The following is a 17,990-nucleotide window of genomic DNA, read 5'->3' as shown; positions in this document are numbered from 1 at the left end:
GTAAAATGCTTCTTTTTTAGCTTCTATCATGCCTTGCAAGCATTATAGATTCCATATCTTTATTTCCTGATACGGATTTGTCTTTACTAATGCAACCTGTATGACTTTCCCATAAAAAGGTTCAAAATAATGATTCAATATCTTAAACGCTTGATTTGTTTGTTGTTCATTTAACTTTCTACTTATAGAAACATGAGGTACAAAGTGGTACGGTAAATAACGATTTTTTTGTGAAATAGATACATATTCATCAAAAGTTTGATAGATTTTTAAAATTAGTTGATTTAAAAATTCATTATATACAGGTAATAAATAAAGCGTCGATTTTTGAAAACAACCTAACGAAACAAAATAGAGCTCTTGACTACTTTCTTTTTCAAAAAGCTGATTTGCCTGTTCAATAAATTTCTTTTCCTCTATTTCTTTATAAGTCGCAATTGTTAGATGAAAAGAAATATGATGATTTTCTAAATAATTTTGATGTAGTTCTTTTTCGACTTTTTTATTTAAAAAAGAAAACTTTTGATTTGTTTTTTCATCAAAATACAAAGCTAAATGAAACATCTTATTTTTCAATATATTCCTTTTCCAAGTTAAAGCCTCTACCTTGAACTTCATGAACATTTGAAATAATCATAAACGCATCTTCATCAATAGATTTTACAAGTCTTTCAACTTGAACAAGTTCTCTTGTCGAAATAACATTAATTAAAACTTCTGTATTTTCTAATAAATAGCCTGTTTGACCATGAAGCATTGTTACTCCACGATCGACATTCGTTAAAATAGCCTTTCTAATTTCTTCATATTTTGAAGAAATGATTTTAACTTCGATTTTTTGAGCACCCATTACTAAAATCTTATCAATAACCATTGTATAAATAAAAATTAACACGATTCCATAAAGACATTGTCTAACATCAGAAAAACCAAATTGCGCTAACACAATTAATGTATCAAAAACATACATTGAAACAGAAACAGGAATTTTAAATAATTTATTTAAAATAAGGGGTGGAATATCCATACCTCCTGTTGAAGCCCCTGCTTTAATAACAATAGCAATAGCAACCCCAACTAAAACACCCGCAAAAAGTGTATTAATTAAAATATCATCGGTTAAATAAAAACCTTGAAAAGAAAGTTCAAACACGCCTAGAATAAATGGATAATAAAATGTTGAAATAAGTGTTTGTAAAGCAAATTTCTTTCCCAAAATAAGCGCTCCAATAATAAAGACAATAAAATTAAAAATAAAAGTAAATAATGAAATTGGTAAATGAAAATAATGATTTAAAAACAAAGAAATACCTGTTGTCCCACCACTTAATAAATGTCCTGGAACAATAAATAAAATAACCGCAAGTGCAAGTAACGTATTTCCAAGTAATATACTAAGAATATCTTTTTTATTTGTTTTCATAAATTCCTCCATAAAAAAAACACACTGTTTTTTCCCTAACAATGTGGATCAAAGCATTCGCTTAATACGTTTGTATTATAGCATATACAAAATTCTTGTCTAGAATTTTGTATAAAAATAAAAACAATAAATCAAGATTTGTATAAATAAAATCAACGGTATACCTATATAAAATTTCATATGTTTCGTTTTATGATGAAAACAATACATACCTAAATAGCTTCCTAAACTTCCACCTATCAAAGCCACAAAAAGCAAAGTATTTTCAGAAATACGATATTTTTGTTTTTTTGCTTTTGCTTTATCAAGACCCATTATCAAAAAGCCTAATACATTTATTATTACTAAATAAATCATTAACACTCTCCTAATGAATACTGACATATTGTTTCTTTGATTACATAATAATTCATTTGTGTAACAACTAAATCATCTAGCTTACAATGAAACAAATAACTTAAAGCACATAAATGTTCTAAATTAGGTAATGACTTGCCTTTTAGCCATTTATAAACACTTTGTTTACAAGAAAGTCCTAGATAAGTCTGAATATCTTGAACACAATAGCCACCTTGATTCATATACTTTTGTATTTGTTTGCCTGTTTTTTCTAAATTGATATAAGGATACATTACTTTTCTCCTTTATAATTTTTTTATTAATCTTCGAATATGACATTCAAAAATAACATACATACCAAAATAAATAGCTTCTGAACATACAGCAATCGAAAACATCAACATAACCAACGCCGCTAGCGGACCATAAACGTTGCTATAATCAACAATGGAAAAATAAATAGATAAAATACCTATAATCAATTCAATCAATAATGTTGCAACGACTGTTCCTTTAATTGTATCTAAAAAATCTACATTTTGATCAGGAATGATTTTATATAATAAAAATAAAATAACAAAAATAATGATAAATAAGAATAAAACTCTTGTTATAAAATTATGTTGATCAATAAAGATAATCTTAAAAAACGGAAAAATAATCAATAAAGAAATCACTGCAAGTATTAAAATAAAGATAAGAATGGTTTTTAAAAAAGTAATTCCTTGATCAATGAAAAATGGATATTCTTTATCATTAGGAAACATATTTTTAGAAATACGATGTAACTGATAAAAACCTCTACTTACAACAAAGATAGACGCTATTAAAGTTGTTATAGTTGTTATTGATAAAGAACGTGGTTCTATCAGTTGAATAACCATTTTTGTCACATCCGGTCTTAAATAATATGATAAAATTTCTTGTGCTGTTTTAATATCTAAAGGAAAAAACGGTGTAAAAAAAGCTAATAATGTACATATTGGGATAATTGAAAGTATCATATAATAAGCAAAAGACAAAGCAGATGCAGGTGGTACTTTATAGCGGTAATCTAAATAATATCCATATATAAAATTAAAAATACTTCTTAATTTTTCCATAGCCGTCCCTCCTTATTAGATAGTATACCATATTCTTTATGAAAAAAAGCTCCTAAGAGCTTTTATCCATTATATTTTAATACAAAATAATTTTTCTTTCCTCGACGAATAACTGTTTTGCTTTGTCCAAAAGCATCTTCTTTTTTAACAGTAAATTCTAAGTCTTTAATACGTTCACCATTGATTAAAACAGATCCCCCATTAACAAATTCTCTCGCTTCTCTTTTACTTTTAGCAGCTCCAACTAAAATTAAAGCGTCTAAAATATTCATTTCATTTTCTTCAGTTTCAACTGTTGGTACACCTTCAAAAGCAACATCAACTTGTTCTAAAGTTAAATTTTGAATTTGACCAGAGAATAATGTTTGTGAAACTTGAACTGCTTCTTCATAAGCTCCTTCACCATGTAAGAATGTAATAACTTCTCTAGCTAAAGCTTTATGTGCTTCTCTTAAATGAGGTTGTGTTTTATTTTTTTCTTCTAATTCCATAATTTCTTCTGGTGTTAAGAAAGTTAAGAATTTTAAGTAATCAATAACTTTATCATCTTCTGAATTAATAAAGAATTGATACATTTCATAAGGAGAAGTTTTTTCTCGATCTAACCAAATCGCTTTACCATTTGTTTTACCAAATTTTGTTCCATCACTTTTAGTTAAAAGTGGCATTGTAAAACCATAGGCTTCTTTTCCAGTTTTCTTTCTAATTAATTCAATACCAGCAGTAATATTTCCCCATTGGTCTTGCCCAGCAACTTGTAATTGACAATTTTTATTTTCATGTAACCAGTAGAAATCCATTGCTTGCATGATCATATAAGAAAATTCAGTATAAGTAATACCTAAATCTAATCTTCTTTTTACAATGTCTTTATTCAACATATAATTGACATTGAAATATTTACCATAATCTCTTAAAAAGTCAATAAAGTTTAAATCTTTTGACCAATCATAGTTATTAACCACTTCAAAACCAAAAATCTTTTGAGCTTGTGCTTTTAAACAGTCAAAGTTATGTTGAACTTGTTCCTTTGTAATCATTGGTCTTTCTGTATCAGGTTTAGGATCACCAATTAATCCTGTTGCTCCTCCAACTAATAAAATTGGATTATGCCCGGCATCTTTTAATCTTTTACTAATTAAAAATGATGAAAAGTGCCCAATGTGCAAACTATCTCCTGTTGGATCAGTTCCAATATAGAAAGTTAATCCTCCATTATTTAATTTTTCTTCAATTTCTGGAGAACTGACATCTTTAATTAATCCTCTCCAAACTAATTCATCATAAATCTTCATAATTTCCTCCTTGAAATAAAAAACTCATTCCCATAGGAACGAGTTGATCGCGGTACCATCCTAAATTCATGTCAAAGACATACACTCAAGTAGATAACGGCTTGCACCGTCTAAGCTTTGCACTTAGAAGCTCCAGAGTGTATTCATATTACCTCTTGGCTTGTTTCCACCAACCACAAGCTCTCTATAACAATTAAGTAATATTACTTGTCTCCTTCATTGCTGTAAATACATCATATTAAATTTCATATTCAAAGTCAAGTGAATATAAAAATAAACCACTTTCGTGGTTTATTGAATAGTTGATTTACGATAAATATTTGTATAGCCTACGCACACTTCTTTTGTTTCTAATTCTTCTTGATTTAAAATTTTAGTAAGTAAACGTACAGCCAACGCACCCATATCATAAATTGGAAGATGAATCGTTGATAGTGATGGTCTACAAATAAGTGAGTAGCTTGTATCCATCATAGCCATAACTTCCATATCATCTGGAATGCTTATGTTATTATCGATTGCTGCATTAACAACTGCAACCCCTTCTTTATCATAACTTGCAAAAACTAAATCATGTTTATGATTTCTAAAATGTTCAACAAATTGTGTATAGCTTTCTTCATAGTGAGTAGAAGTATTAATAACCTGTGTTGACTCATCAAATGGTAATTGATGATCTTGATAAGCTTTTTTCATTCCTTCAATCAAATCAACTGTACGAATAAGATTTTGTTGAGGACTTACAAAAATAATATCATTTTTACCTTTTTCTAAATAATTATTAACAATATCATATGTAATCTTTTGTGCATCAACATAAACAGAACCTATCGATTCATCACTTACTTGCATTCCAATAACAACTGCCGGAATACTATGTTTTTTAACAAGTTCAATTTGTTGATCAATATTATCGTTATTAAATAATATAACTCCATCGGCTCTTGTGCGAATGACTTTTTCCATAACGTCGTCCATTGGACCATTTCCAATATCATCTGTTGTATAAATCGTAATATTGTAATCCAATGTTCTACCAGCATCACCAATACCACCAATCATATCTTTTACATGAGCAAATAATGATTGTGGGAAGATAATTGCAATAGTTGTAGTTTTGTTTGTCGCAAGACCTCGAGCAATTTGATTAGGTTTGAAGTTTAGTTCATCAATAACCTTCATTACCTTTTCTTTAGTTTTTTCACGAACAACTGATGACCCATTAATAACACGAGATACAGTTGCAAGAGAAACGCCTGCTTCTCTTGCAACATCATAAATCGTTGCTTTTTTCATTAGTCTTTTAAATCATCGATAATGACATTTAAATCATCTTCAATGTCATTAATTTCATCTTCTAAATCAGAAAAATCATCAAATTCTTGTTCGCTCATTTTTTCTTTAACTTCATTAATTTTATCATTCACTTGGACAATAACATTATCAACTTGATCTTTTAACTTAGAATATTGGTCGCTATCTTGTAATTTTGTTACAACATCATTAAATTTATCTTTTAATTCATTTAATTTTGCTAAAGAACTATCTTTAAAGTCATCAACATCAAATTCATCAACTGTTTTTTTAATACTATCAATTGTTTCACTAATTAATTTTTGATAGTCTTCAACCGTCATTTCTTTAGCACTATCAAGAGTTTCTTTTCCTTTACCTTTTAATTCTTCTCTTAACTCGCTTCCTTTTTTTGGTGCCAATAACATCCCAGCAAGAGCACCAATTCCTAAAGTTGTTAAAAATCTTCCTAATTTCATATTATCTCACCTTTCTATTTTTTCTTAATAAAGCTCATCATCATTTTCAATGGATTAAACTTTGGTCTTTGAGGATCAAAGAACTTTGCAACTGTTTCTACAGGCGCATTTAATAAGTCTAATTTGTAATTGACATCATCTAAGATTTTATCAACTCTTTTCAATGTATCTTGTGCCATTTCAACAGTATCCCCTGTTTGTTTAATTGCTGTTGATGTACGAATAAACAACACCCCTAAAGCAACTAAACAAAATGCACCTGCTAAAATTAAAACACAGTAACAAATGTCCATTGTTGTCATAAACATCCCTCTACTTTCATTAATAATTGTACCATAATTTACTCTTTTTATATAGATTTTTTGGCTTCAATCAACATTTCTTCAAATTTATAAATATCTTTACTACTCATAAATAAGAATACACAGTTATCATATTGCATTAATTCTTTAACACCTGCTTCATCTTCAGTAATGACTTTAGCACGTGCACTATTTTTTGAAATATCATAGATATCAATATCAATACCGTCTTCATGTTTTGCATTTTCTGGGAATGGACAGAAATATGGGTAATCCGCTTTATCCATTTCTTGAGCAAATTCTTTAGCAAAACGCGCTCCCCTTGAAAAACGATCTGGTTGGAAAATGGCAACGATTTTCTTACCAGGATATCTCACTCTTGTTGCTTCAATAACATATCTGATTGCAGTTGGATGATGTGCATAATCGTCAACAAAAACATTGTTTCCTTGAGTTTTTACAGTATAACGACGTTTTGTTCCTTTGAATGTTTGAAGTTTACTTAAAATATAGTCATAAGACATATCTTCTAAATAACCAAGAGTAATAATAGCTAATGAATTATATAACATATGCATTCCAAATAATGGTATGTTAAAATGTCCAAATAATTCTTGATGAATATAAACATCAAATGATAATCCTTGTGGTGTTTCTAAAACATTAACAGCGCGAACATCATTATTTTCACCTAAACCAAATCTTAAAACGTGTTTTTCAAAATGAATTTTCTTAATGTTAGGGTCATCTCCCCAAACAATAACTGTTTTCTTAACTTGTTTAGCAAATTGTTCAAAAGATTGAATATATCTTTCAAGATTTCCAAAATAATCAACATGGTCTAATTCAATGTTATTAATAATGGCATAATCTGGATGATAATGTAAGAAATGATCTTGGAATTCACACGTTTCTGAAATAAAATATTTACTTCCTACTTGTCCATGTCCAGTTCCATCACCAATTAAAACAGATGTTTTATCAAAATCTTCAAATAAATGGTAAGCCATACCTGTTGTTGTTGTTTTTCCATGTGTTCCTGCAACAGCAATAGAAACATAATGTTCCATAAAATCAGCTAAGAAATCATAATATCTTGTACACTTTACATTTGGATTTTCTAAAGCTGCTTTGACTTCTTCATTAGATTCATCAAAAGCATTACCAATAATTACGTGATAACCATCCTTTATATTATCTTTATTGAATGAATAAATTGGAATATTTCTTTTTCTCAATTCATCTTCAATAAATATATATTTATCAATATCACTTCCAGCAACTTCGTTCCCTAATTCATATAAAATTGTTGCTAGTGGAGCCATTCCTGACCCTTTAATTCCTATAAAATAATACATACTTGTCACCTCGCTAACTATTCTATCACAAATTGATTTCTTTTTCTTTGTTAAGTGTATATTTTTTAAAAAAAACGAGCAAAGCCCGTTTTGAAACATTCTATGTAAGTTTAAACCCCTAAACTAATACGAATACATTTATTAATACGTTCCATTTCTAATGGCGTTAATTCCCCTATTTTTCTAATCAACCGTGATTTATCAATGGTCCTCATTTGTTCAAGCAAGGCAATTGAATTTTCTTTTAAATCATCTCTTGATTTAATAAATGTATGGGTAGGAATATTTTTCTTTTTAGATGATGTCAAAGGTGAAATAATAATAGTTGTACTAAATCGATTCCCACTATCATTTTGAATAACAACAACAGGTCGAATTCCAGATTGTTCACTTCCTACACCTACACTCAAATCAGCATAAAACAAATCTCCTCTTTTTACTTCCATATAATTCATCCTTTCTTTTGATATTATTATATAATTTCTTGTTGACAAAATTTGTCTATTTAAAGAGGCTTTAAAAATATTTTTTCACTTTAAAAGTTTACTCATTTTTTTCTTTTTTATACAAAAAAAACGAGCACAAGCTCGTTTTTAAATAATATAAATATCTTTTGTAAATGAATTTAAAACCTGACATCCATCTTTTGTCACCATAACTAGATCTTCTACACGTACTCCGAAATTTCCTTCTAAATAAATACCTGGTTCAATTGAAAAAATCATTCCTTCTTCAACTTCCATTTCATTTACCGAAGAGACATCTCCATATTCATGAACATCTCGACCAATAAAATGTCCTAAACGATGTGTAAAATATTTTCCATAGCCTTCATCACTGATGACTTTTCTTGCACACTTATCAATATCTGATAATTTAACTCCTGGTTTGATCATTGCTTCTGCAGCTTCATTTGATTTTTTTACAATTTCATAAACTTTAATTTCTTCTTCCAAAATACCTTCATAAAAGAATGTACGTGTCATATCAGAACAATACCCTTTATAAACACATCCCATGTCAATCAGTACACAATCACCTTTTCTAAGTAGTGTATCATCATTTTCATGATGTGGATCAGCAGCGTTTTTACCAAATGCAACAATCGCCCCATAACAAGTAGAATGATGATTGAAAAATAATTCATCTAATTTTTTAGCAAGTTGTTTTTCTGTCACGCCTTCTTGAATGAATGGAATGATTTCTTCCATAACAGCATCATTGATTTTACTTGATTCAATCATTAAAACTTGTTCTTGTAAATCTTTTTTCATGCGTACGAGATCAACACATGGTGAAGCATTGATATACTTTGCATCTGGGAGTTTTTTCATAAGATCTAACAAGAAATGTGAGGCCCAATTTTTATCAATTCCAATTCTTCCTGGAAAATGCATTTCATCAACAATTGTTTGAATAGCATCTTGTCCATCTTTATGCCAAACAATGTTAACATCTAAATCATGATCCAAATAAAATAAATCATTCATGAATAAGGTATGATTTCCATGTTTTGAAATCATGAAAACAAACATTCTTTCATGCGGATCATTATAGTATCCTGTACAATAAGCAATTGATTGAGGATCACTTATTAAAAAGTAATCCAATCTTGCTTCTTCCATTAAATCAAGTATTTCTTGTATACGATCGTTATTCATCTTTTAAAACTCCAATACCTAATTCTTTTAATTGATCTTCTTCTACACTGTTTGGTGCTTTAGACATTGGACATGTTGCACTGGCATTTTTAGGAAAAGCAATAACGTCTCTAATAGAATCACTTTCAGTGAGTAACATGGCAAGACGATCTAATCCTAAAGCAAATCCTCCATGTGGTGGTGTCCCATATTTTAATGCATCAACAAACCAACCAAATTTATTTCTTACTTGTTCATCTGTTAAACTTAAAGCTTTGAAAGCTCTTTGTTGTAAGTCTTGTTCGTAAATACGTTGAGAACCTCCACCAAGTTCAAAACCATTTAAAACAATATCATAGGCATCAGCAAGACAATTTGCTGGATCTTTATCTATTTTATCTAAATCTGATTCTTTAGGTCTTGTAAATGGATGATGCATTGCATAATATCTTTGAGTTTCATCATCATATTCAAACATTGGGAAATCAACAACCCATAATAATCCTAATTCTTTTGGATCATATAAATTTAATTCTTTTCCTAAATGATTACGTAAAGCAGCTAAAGCATCACAAACAACCATATATTTTGTATCCGATACAAATAATAATAAGTCGTTATCTTCACCATTCATTGCTTCAATTAATCTTTGCATTTGTTCTTCGCTAAAGAATTTAGCAATTGGCCCTTCACCGACACCATTATTTACTTTTAACCAAGCAAGACCTTTTGCTTTATATGTTTTTGCAAGTTCTGTTAATTGATCAATTTTCTTTCTTGAATAATCACTTGCATGATTTTTAACATTAATCCCTTTAACATATCCATTATTTTCTAAAGCTGATTTAAATACCATAAAATCAACATCTTTAACAACTTCATTTAAGTTAACAAGTTTCATATCAAAACGGATATCTGGTTTATCAATACCATATGTTTCCATCGCTTCATGCCACGTCATACGTGGAAGTGGTAACTTAACATCAACACCTTTTACATCTTTGATGACTTTAGCTACCATATTTTCACCAACTTCGATGATTTCATCTGTAGTCATAAATGACATTTCAACATCAACTTGAGTAAATTCTGGTTGACGATCCGCTCTTAAATCTTCATCTCTGAAACAACGAGCAATTTGGTAATATTTTTCAAAACCAGCAACCATTAATAATTGTTTAAATAATTGAGGTGATTGTGGTAAAGCATAGAAATCACCATGATGTACACGCGAAGGTACTAAGAAATCTCTTGCTCCTTCAGGAGTTGATCTGTTTAAATAAGGTGTTTCAATATCCACAAAATCATGACCATCTAAGTATTCTCTAATACTTCTTGTAATTTTATGTCTTGTTAGAATTTTATTTTGCATAACAGGTCTTCTTAAATCAAGATAACGATATTGCATTCTTGTTTCTTCTAAAGCATCTGTATCATCTGCAACAATAATTGGTGTCGTATTGGCTGTATTGATGATTTTGATTTCTGATGCATCGACTTCAATATCCCCTGTAGGCATATTTGGATTTTTGCTAGAACGTTCTACAACAGTTCCTTTAACATATAAAATATATTCATTTTTAATATCTTTTGAAATGTTTTCCATTTCTTCATTGATAATAATTTGTGTAATTCCATAACGGTCTCTTAAATCAATAAATACAAGAGCTCCTAAATTTCTCTTTTTAGCAACCCATCCTTTTAGTTCAACTGTTTGTCCAACATTTTCTAAACGAAGTTCACCGTTATTATGTGTTCTATTCATGTTCATGTCCTCCACTTAAATGATTTTCAATATGTGCCAAAATATTTTCTAATGGTACTACAACTTGTTCTTTATCATGATTACATTTAATATTAACCACTTCATTTTTTACTTCTTCTTCCCCTAAAATAATAGAGAAATGTGCATTAAAACGATCTGCTGATTTAAATTGTCCTTTTAAGCCACGAGATACATGATCCATTTCACATGTAAAGCCATTTGCTCTTAACATCGCAATAATTTGCATAGCAAGATCTTTTGCTTCTTCGCCTAAAGGCATAATATAACAATCTAAACCATCTTCGTCTTCATCTTCTTCATCATCTAAAGCAAGAAGGAGTCTTTCCATACCAAAAGCAAAGCCAACACCAGGTGTAGCCGGTCCACCAATTTCTTCGATTAAACCATTGTAGCGTCCACCACCACCAACAGTAGCTCCAGCACCTAATTTTGGATCATCAGAAATGATTTCAAAAACAGTATGAGAATAATAATCTAATCCTCTTACTAAATTTGTATCAATAACATAATCAATTTCTAAATCATCTAATAAAGAACATACTTTATCAAAATGATTTTTAGCACTTTCGCTTAAATAATCAATTGTTTTCGGTGCTGTTTTCATAGCTGGATGTTTCGCATCCACTTTGCAATCTAAAATACGTAAAGGGTTCTTTTCAAAACGTGCTTTACAATCTTCGCATAAGTCATCTAAATGGCCTCTAAAATGATCTTTTAAAGCTTCACGATAAGCATCTCTTGATTCATTATCACCTAAAGAGTTGATATGAAGTGTGACATTTTGAAGTCCTAATGCTTCAACAACAGTCACTGCCATAAGCATACATTCAACATCTACATAAGGCGATTCAACACCTAACATTTCTACCCCAAATTGGTGGAATTGTCTTTGTCGACCGTTTTGAGGTCTTTCATATCTAAACATTGGTCCCATATAATAAACTTTTTGTAGTTTTTCTGGTAAACCATACATTTTATTTTCTACATAAGCTCTTGCAATACCAGAAGTTCCTTCTGGTCTAAGTGAAATATATCTTCCTTTTTTATCTTGAAAAGTATACATTTCTTTAGAAACAACATCACTTGTATCCCCAACAGCTCTGTTAAATAATTCAGCATGTTCGAAAATTGGTGTTCTCATTTCTTTGACATTATAATTAGCGGCAATCGTTCTTAACAATTGTTCTAATTTAATCCATTTTTCACTTTGTCCTGGTAAAATATCTACCGTACCTCTTGGTGCACTATATCCCATTATTTTTCCTCCTTAAAATATAAAAACGCCCTCATAAGGACGTTTCAACGCGGTACCACCTTAATTCGTATTTTCATACGCACTTTCATCTTAACGCGATTAACGATTACTCTTTTCAAGTAATTCCTCACAAGTGTCCCATAGCTTCCATACAAAGATTTTCACCAACCATCTTCTCTCTAACTATTTCCACTATTTAATCTTGCTCAATGGATTACAAAGATTATATAAAATAATGACTAAAAAATCAATTCCTATTTCTAGCATCTATAGTATACCACGTTTTTTAATCATTTATGTCTCAAATTTGTCTCATTTTTGTTCCATTTTTGAAAGACGATACTCTTCTACAATAAATTGTGACAGATCTTCTTTTAAACTATGGTTATCATAATAAACAAGACGTATTTTCTTCTTTCTAGCAATATCATTCAATTTTAAAAGATAACTTTCAACAGGTTTTATTTTTTCATTTTGACTATAAACAACAAGAAGCTGATAGAAATCTTCTACCAGCTTTTTGCCAACTTGATCATTATATAAAATATTTATTGCACGACGATCAATCATTATAAATCAATATCACATAAGTTAGAAGCATATCCAATATAACTTGCAGGTGTCATATCTAATAAAGTTTGACGATCTTCATCTGATAAAACATCTAATCCTTTCGCAAATTCCATAATTGCTTCTTGTGAAATATTTTTACCTCTTGTAAGTTCTTTTAATTGATCATAGGCATCAGAAATACCATATTTTCTAAGCATTGTTTGAATTGGTTCAGCAAGAACTTCCCATTTTTCATTTAAGTCAGCTGCAAGTTTATCTTTATTAACAACACATTTAGCTAAACCATTTGTTGTTTCACTAATTGCTTGTAAAGAATAACCAAAAGCTAAACCAATATTTCTTTGACTTGAACTATCTGATAAATCTCTTTGCATACGTGATCTAGGTAATTTGTTTGATAAACCAACACAAATATTATTAGACATATCAACATTTGCTTCTGAGTTTTCAAAACGAATTGGATTGACTTTATGAGGCATTGTACTACTTCCTACTTCTCCTTTTACAGGAATTTGTTTGAAGTATTCCATTGAAATGTATAACCACATATCAACATCAAAATCCACTAACACATTATTGAAATGACGAATACCATCTAAAATATGACATGTATAATCATGGCTTTCAATTTGTGTTGTTAAAGGATTGTAAGTTAACCCTAAATATTCTTCTACAAATTTTTTATTAAGAGTTTGCCAATCTAATTGAGGAAATGCTGTTAAAATAGCACTATAGTTTCCTGTTGCCCCATTAAATTTAGCTTTAATTTTAATATTTTCAATATTTTCAACGCTTGAAGTAAAACGATAAGCATAAACTTTAAATTCCTTACCAATTGTTGTTGGTGTGGCAGGTTGACCATGAGTATGAGCTAACATCGCATCATTTTTATGTTCAACAGCCCATTTATTAATAACAGCAGTAAATTCTTTTGCTTTCTTTAACCAAACATCATTTAAACCATGTTTGATCATACAAGCATAAGATGTATTATTAATATCTTCTGAAGTACATCCAATATGAACAAAACTGATTAAATAATCATAACCCATATCTTTTAATTGATTTCCAATGAAATATTCTACTGCTTTAACATCATGTCTTGTAACAGCTTCAATATCTTTGATTGCTTTAAAAGAATCATAATTGAAATCTTTTGAAATAGCTTCGATTTGTCCTAAGTTATCTTTGTCAAATTTAGAAAGAACATCACTTTCTACATTTTCAATTAAAAATTTTAACCATTGAATTTCAACAAAAACACGATATTTCACTAAAGCATATTCAGAAAAATATTCACCTAAAGCATCTTTAATACCTGCATAACGTCCATCTAAAGGACTTAATGTAAAACATTCAAATTGTTGTTTATCCATTCTATTTACCACCTCTAAAATAATTTACACCAGCTTCAAATAATTTTTGATCCATTTCACCATAAACATTTTTAAAACGGTTTTCTCCTTGACGTTCACTATGTCCCATCTTACCAAGAACACGACCATCACGAGAAACAATACCTTCAATAGCATACATTGAACCATTAGGATTGTATGGTGTTTGCATTGTGACTTTACGATTAGGATCAACATATTGAGAGAATACTTGTCCATTAGCGAATAATTCATCAATAACTTCTTTAGGAGCAACAAAACGTCCTTCTCCATGAGAAATAGGAATAACATGAACATCCCCCACATTAACATTAGCAAGCCATGGTGATTTAACAGAACCAATACGTGTATCTACAAATTGAGATAAATGACGACCAATCGTATTGAATGTAAGAGTAGCGTCATTTTCCGACATATCTCTAATTTCACCATATGGAAGTAATCCTAATTTAATAAGTGCTTGGAATCCATTACAAATACCAATCATTAAACCATCTCTATTATCTAATAAATCACTAATTGCTGCTTTTAATCTTGGATTTCTTAAAACTGTTGCAATAAATTTACCTGAACCTTCAGGTTCATCACCAGCAGAGAATCCTCCTGGTAGCATCACAATATTAGCACGTTTGATAGCATTTTCCAATTCATCAATCGATGTTTTTAACATTTCTTCTGTTTTATTTCTAATTAAGACAAGTTCAACCTTTGCCCCTGCTTTTTCAAAAGCACGTTTTGAATCATATTCACAGTTTGTTCCTGGGAATACTGGAATAACAACTAAAGGTGTTTCAATATATTGTTTTGCTTTTAAAGTTGATCTTGTTTTACATTCAGCAACTTTAATTTCTTGTGTAGGTGCTTTTTCTCTTGTTGGATAAACACTTTCTAATGGTGCTTTATTGATTGCGTAAGCTTCTTGAATAGAAATTGTATCCATTCCATAAGAGAATTTTTCACTATCATTTAAAGTAGCCACTACTCTATAATCTAAACCTACTAGATCTTTTTCAGATTTCACTTCAACAATAATATTTCCATAATTCTTTTCAACATAAGAAGCAAGAGTATGATCTGTATTGAAAGCAGCTCCTAAACCATTACCAAAAGCCATTTTACAAACAGCTTCGATTACACCACCGTCTTTAACTGTATATGCAGAATAAATTTTCTTTTGTTTCATTAAATCTTGAATAGCATCATATTGTTTTTGTAAATGATCAAAATCAAAGACTCTAAATTGATCTTTTTTAATTTGAACTTCCGCTAAAATATGTCCTGCTTCTTTTGCTTCTGGTGTCATAACATCATGAACATCACTTGCTGTAATAGCAAAAGAAACAAGTGTTGGTGGAACTGAAATATTTTCAAATGTTCCTGACATTGAATCTTTACCACCAATTGATGGAAGTTTTAATTCTTGTTGAACACGATTAGCTCCAAGTAAAGCAGCTAATGGTTTACCCCAACGTTTTGGATCATCTAATAATTTTTCAAAATATTCTTGGAATGAAAAACGAATTGTATGATAGTTTCCACCCATGGCAACGATCTTAGCAACACTTTCAACAACAGCATACATAGCTCCATGATATGGTGACCATTTAGAAATCTTAGGATTATACCCATAAGCCATTAATGAAGCAGTTGTTGTTTCTTTTCCTAAAACAGGAATTAAAGCAGCCATACCTTCTGTTTCTGTGTGATATGTACGTCCACCATAAGGAGATAAAACTGTACCATTTCCAATAGATGAGTCAAATCTTTCAACAAGACCTTTTTGTGAAGCAACAGATAATCTTGATAATACTTCTTTTGTTGTACCAACAAAATCATTTCTTTCTTCTTCATCAAAAGGTGTACTTTCAAAGTTTGGTAATTCAACTTCAATATTTTGATAACGTTTTGCCCCTGCAGCATCTAAGAAATCACGAGAAATATTAACAATATCTTTACCCATGTGCTTCATTACTAAACGATTTGTATCTGTAACAGTTGCCACTTGAACAACTTCTAAATTTTCTTTTGTACATTCTTCTTTAATGAAATCAACATCATAGTCATTGACAACAATGGCCATACGTTCTTGTGATTCACTAATAGCAAGTTCTGTACCTGTTAAACCATCATATTTTTTCAAAACAGCGTCTAAATCAATATCAAGCCCTGGAGCAAGTTCACCAACGGCAACACAAACTCCACCAGCTCCAAAGTCATTACATCTAACAACTTTTTCTGAGACCGCTTTATTTCTAAATAATCTTTGAATTTTTCTTTCTTCAACAGGATTTCCTTTTTGAACTTCAGCACCTGCTGTTTCAATAGATTTTACGTCATGTGATTTTGAAGAACCGGTAGCACCACCGATACCATCACGTCCTGTGCGTCCCCCAATTAATAAGACGATTTGTCCATTTTGTGGTTCTAAACGTTTTACTTGTTCTTTTGGTGCAGCAGCCACAACAGCTCCTACTTCCATACGTTTAGCGATATAACCTTCATCGTATATTTCATGAACATAACCTGTTGTTAAACCGATTTGGTTACCATAACTTGAAAAACCATGAGCGGCTTCTTGACAAATTTTTCTTTGTGGTAATTTACCTGGCGTTGTTTCTGCCAATGTTTTTCTTGGATCACCTGCTCCAGTAATACGCATTGATTGGTAAACATAAGCACGTCCTGAAAGTGGGTCACGAATAGCTCCACCTAAACATGTAGCAGCTCCCCCAAATGGTTCGATTTCTGTAGGATGGTTATGTGTTTCATTTTTAAACATTAATAACCATTGTTCATCTCCTTGATTTGTATGAACAGTGATTTCAATAGAACATGCATTAATTTCTTCAGAAACTTCCATATCATCAAGATATCCTTTTTTACGAAGTTCTTTCATTGAAATAGTTGCAAGATCCATTAAAGTAAGAGGTCTTGTTGTATTTACCCCATAAACTGCATGTCTACTTGTTTTATAGCTTTCAATATCTTTTTCTAAGATTTCTTTAAAAGCACCATTTTGAATATCAATATCTGTAATAACTGTCGCAAATGTTGTATGACGGCAGTGATCTGACCAATATGTATCTAATACTTTAATTTCTGTTTCAGTAGGATCTCTATGTTCTTCATTTTTAAAGTAATCTTGTGTTACTTTTAAATCATCAAGATTCATAGCCATTCCATTATCTTTTAAGAATTGATTTAATCCTGCTTCATCTAAATCATTAAATCCAGTTAAAGTTGGTACAGACTTAATATCAGGTGTTTCATCATTTAAATGTTCTGGTTTTTCTAAAGAAGCAATTCTTTGATCAACAGGGTTAATTAAATAATGTTTGATTTGATTTAAAACATCTTCATTTTTATCAATGTCTACTACAATAAGTTTGGCACATCTTACTTTTGTTGAAGATGTTCCTGTTAGAATTTGGAAACATTGTTCGCATGAATCAGCACGTTGATCATATTGACCTGGTAAAAATTCAATTGCAAAAACAGATTCTTTTTCACTCATTGGAAATGTTTCATCATAAACATGATCCACCATTGGTTCAGCAAGAATTGTATTAATTCCTTGTTGTAAGATTTCTTCACTAATTCCTTGTACATCATAACGATGAACAATACGAAGTGAATGAATCGTTAAACCTAATTGTTCAACGAGGTTGGTTTGAATTTCATGCGCTTCTGTTGCGTATTCTTTTCTTTTTTCTACATAAATTCTTCTTACATTTGTCATAGAGTTCTCTC

Annotated in this window: 17 protein-coding genes and 2 other annotated features; all 17 genes read right to left on the bottom strand. The window is 30.3% G+C overall.

Annotated elements, in window-relative coordinates:
• Nucleotides 1–42 precede the first annotated feature (42 nt).
• Entirely contained in the window at nt 43–576 is a 534-nt protein-coding gene (locus tag OCV55_RS07095) for a 2'-5' RNA ligase family protein (RefSeq protein ID WP_147580223.1), read from the bottom strand.
• On the bottom strand, nt 566–1,423 hold the full coding sequence (locus OCV55_RS07090; RefSeq protein WP_147580222.1) for a YitT family protein: 858 nt from the start codon (nt 1,421–1,423) through the stop codon (nt 566–568). The genes OCV55_RS07095 and OCV55_RS07090 overlap by 11 nt, the downstream gene beginning before the upstream one ends.
• A 99-nt stretch (nt 1,424–1,522) precedes the next feature.
• A complete protein-coding gene (locus OCV55_RS07085; protein ID WP_254697682.1) occupies nt 1,523–1,780 on the bottom strand; it encodes a DUF1294 domain-containing protein in 258 nt (85 codons plus the stop codon).
• The gene (locus OCV55_RS07080) at nt 1,780–2,055 is read right to left on the bottom strand and encodes a helix-turn-helix domain-containing protein (protein ID WP_147580221.1); all 276 of its coding nucleotides are present in this window, start codon (nt 2,053–2,055) and stop codon (nt 1,780–1,782) included. The genes OCV55_RS07085 and OCV55_RS07080 overlap by 1 nt, the downstream gene beginning before the upstream one ends.
• Nucleotides 2,056–2,067: 12 nt before the next feature.
• Nucleotides 2,068–2,865, bottom strand: coding sequence for a YihY/virulence factor BrkB family protein (locus OCV55_RS07075; protein ID WP_032090129.1), 798 nt, complete (start codon nt 2,863–2,865; stop codon nt 2,068–2,070).
• 62 nt (nt 2,866–2,927) lie between these two features.
• Nucleotides 2,928–4,160 carry a tyrosine--tRNA ligase gene (gene tyrS / locus OCV55_RS07070; protein WP_032090130.1) on the bottom strand — a complete coding sequence of 411 codons (1,233 nt, stop codon included), beginning with the start codon at nt 4,158–4,160 and terminating at the stop codon, nt 2,928–2,930.
• 31 nt (nt 4,161–4,191) lie between these two features.
• Nucleotides 4,192–4,389: a binding site (T-box leader), on the bottom strand.
• A gap of 62 nt (nt 4,390–4,451) precedes the next feature.
• Nucleotides 4,452–5,456 (bottom strand): LacI family DNA-binding transcriptional regulator, encoded by a 1,005-nt coding sequence (locus tag OCV55_RS07065; RefSeq protein ID WP_032090131.1) that lies wholly within the window; start codon nt 5,454–5,456, stop codon nt 4,452–4,454.
• A complete protein-coding gene (locus OCV55_RS07060) occupies nt 5,456–5,932 on the bottom strand; it encodes a YtxH domain-containing protein (RefSeq protein WP_032090132.1) in 477 nt (158 codons plus the stop codon). The genes OCV55_RS07065 and OCV55_RS07060 overlap by 1 nt, the downstream gene beginning before the upstream one ends.
• Nucleotides 5,933–5,946: 14 nt before the next feature.
• Nucleotides 5,947–6,234, bottom strand: a complete 288-nt coding sequence (locus OCV55_RS07055) for a DUF948 domain-containing protein (RefSeq protein ID WP_032090133.1) — start codon at nt 6,232–6,234, stop codon at nt 5,947–5,949.
• Nucleotides 6,235–6,281: 47 nt separating this feature from the next.
• Entirely contained in the window at nt 6,282–7,592 is a 1,311-nt protein-coding gene (locus tag OCV55_RS07050) for a UDP-N-acetylmuramate--L-alanine ligase (RefSeq protein WP_032090134.1), read from the bottom strand.
• A 110-nt stretch (nt 7,593–7,702) separates the two neighbouring features.
• A complete protein-coding gene (locus OCV55_RS07045; RefSeq protein ID WP_022001469.1) occupies nt 7,703–8,038 on the bottom strand; it encodes a type II toxin-antitoxin system PemK/MazF family toxin in 336 nt (111 codons plus the stop codon).
• A 147-nt stretch (nt 8,039–8,185) separates the two neighbouring features.
• Nucleotides 8,186–9,253 (bottom strand): M24 family metallopeptidase, encoded by a 1,068-nt coding sequence (locus OCV55_RS07040; RefSeq protein ID WP_147580220.1) that lies wholly within the window; start codon nt 9,251–9,253, stop codon nt 8,186–8,188.
• Complete coding sequence (gene aspS / locus OCV55_RS07035; protein ID WP_147580219.1) at nt 9,246–10,997, bottom strand: aspartate--tRNA ligase; 1,752 nt, start codon at nt 10,995–10,997, stop codon at nt 9,246–9,248. The genes OCV55_RS07040 and aspS overlap by 8 nt, the downstream gene beginning before the upstream one ends.
• Nucleotides 10,990–12,273 carry a histidine--tRNA ligase gene (hisS, locus tag OCV55_RS07030; RefSeq protein WP_147580218.1) on the bottom strand — a complete coding sequence of 428 codons (1,284 nt, stop codon included), beginning with the start codon at nt 12,271–12,273 and terminating at the stop codon, nt 10,990–10,992. The genes aspS and hisS overlap by 8 nt, the downstream gene beginning before the upstream one ends.
• Before the next feature lie 32 nt (nt 12,274–12,305).
• Nucleotides 12,306–12,492: a binding site (T-box leader), on the bottom strand.
• Between the two features lie 93 nt (nt 12,493–12,585).
• Nucleotides 12,586–12,843: a hypothetical protein gene (locus OCV55_RS07025; RefSeq protein ID WP_032090138.1), complete on the bottom strand. Its 258-nt coding sequence runs from the start codon at nt 12,841–12,843 to the stop codon at nt 12,586–12,588.
• Entirely contained in the window at nt 12,843–14,222 is a 1,380-nt protein-coding gene (purB, locus tag OCV55_RS07020; protein WP_147580217.1) for an adenylosuccinate lyase, read from the bottom strand. Before purB ends, OCV55_RS07025 begins: the two co-directional genes overlap by 1 nt.
• 1 nt (nt 14,223) lies before the next feature.
• The gene (locus OCV55_RS07015; RefSeq protein ID WP_147580216.1) at nt 14,224–17,979 is read right to left on the bottom strand and encodes a phosphoribosylformylglycinamidine synthase; all 3,756 of its coding nucleotides are present in this window, start codon (nt 17,977–17,979) and stop codon (nt 14,224–14,226) included.
• Between the last annotated feature and the right edge of the window lie 11 nt (nt 17,980–17,990).

The organism is [Clostridium] ammoniilyticum (genome assembly GCF_025566905.1).
GTDB classification, from domain to species: Bacteria; Bacillota_I; Bacilli_A; order Erysipelotrichales; family Coprobacillaceae; genus Faecalibacillus; species Faecalibacillus intestinalis.
The sequence above is the reverse complement of the archived record's forward strand: the minus strand, read 5'-3'. Positions and strand labels throughout refer to the sequence as shown.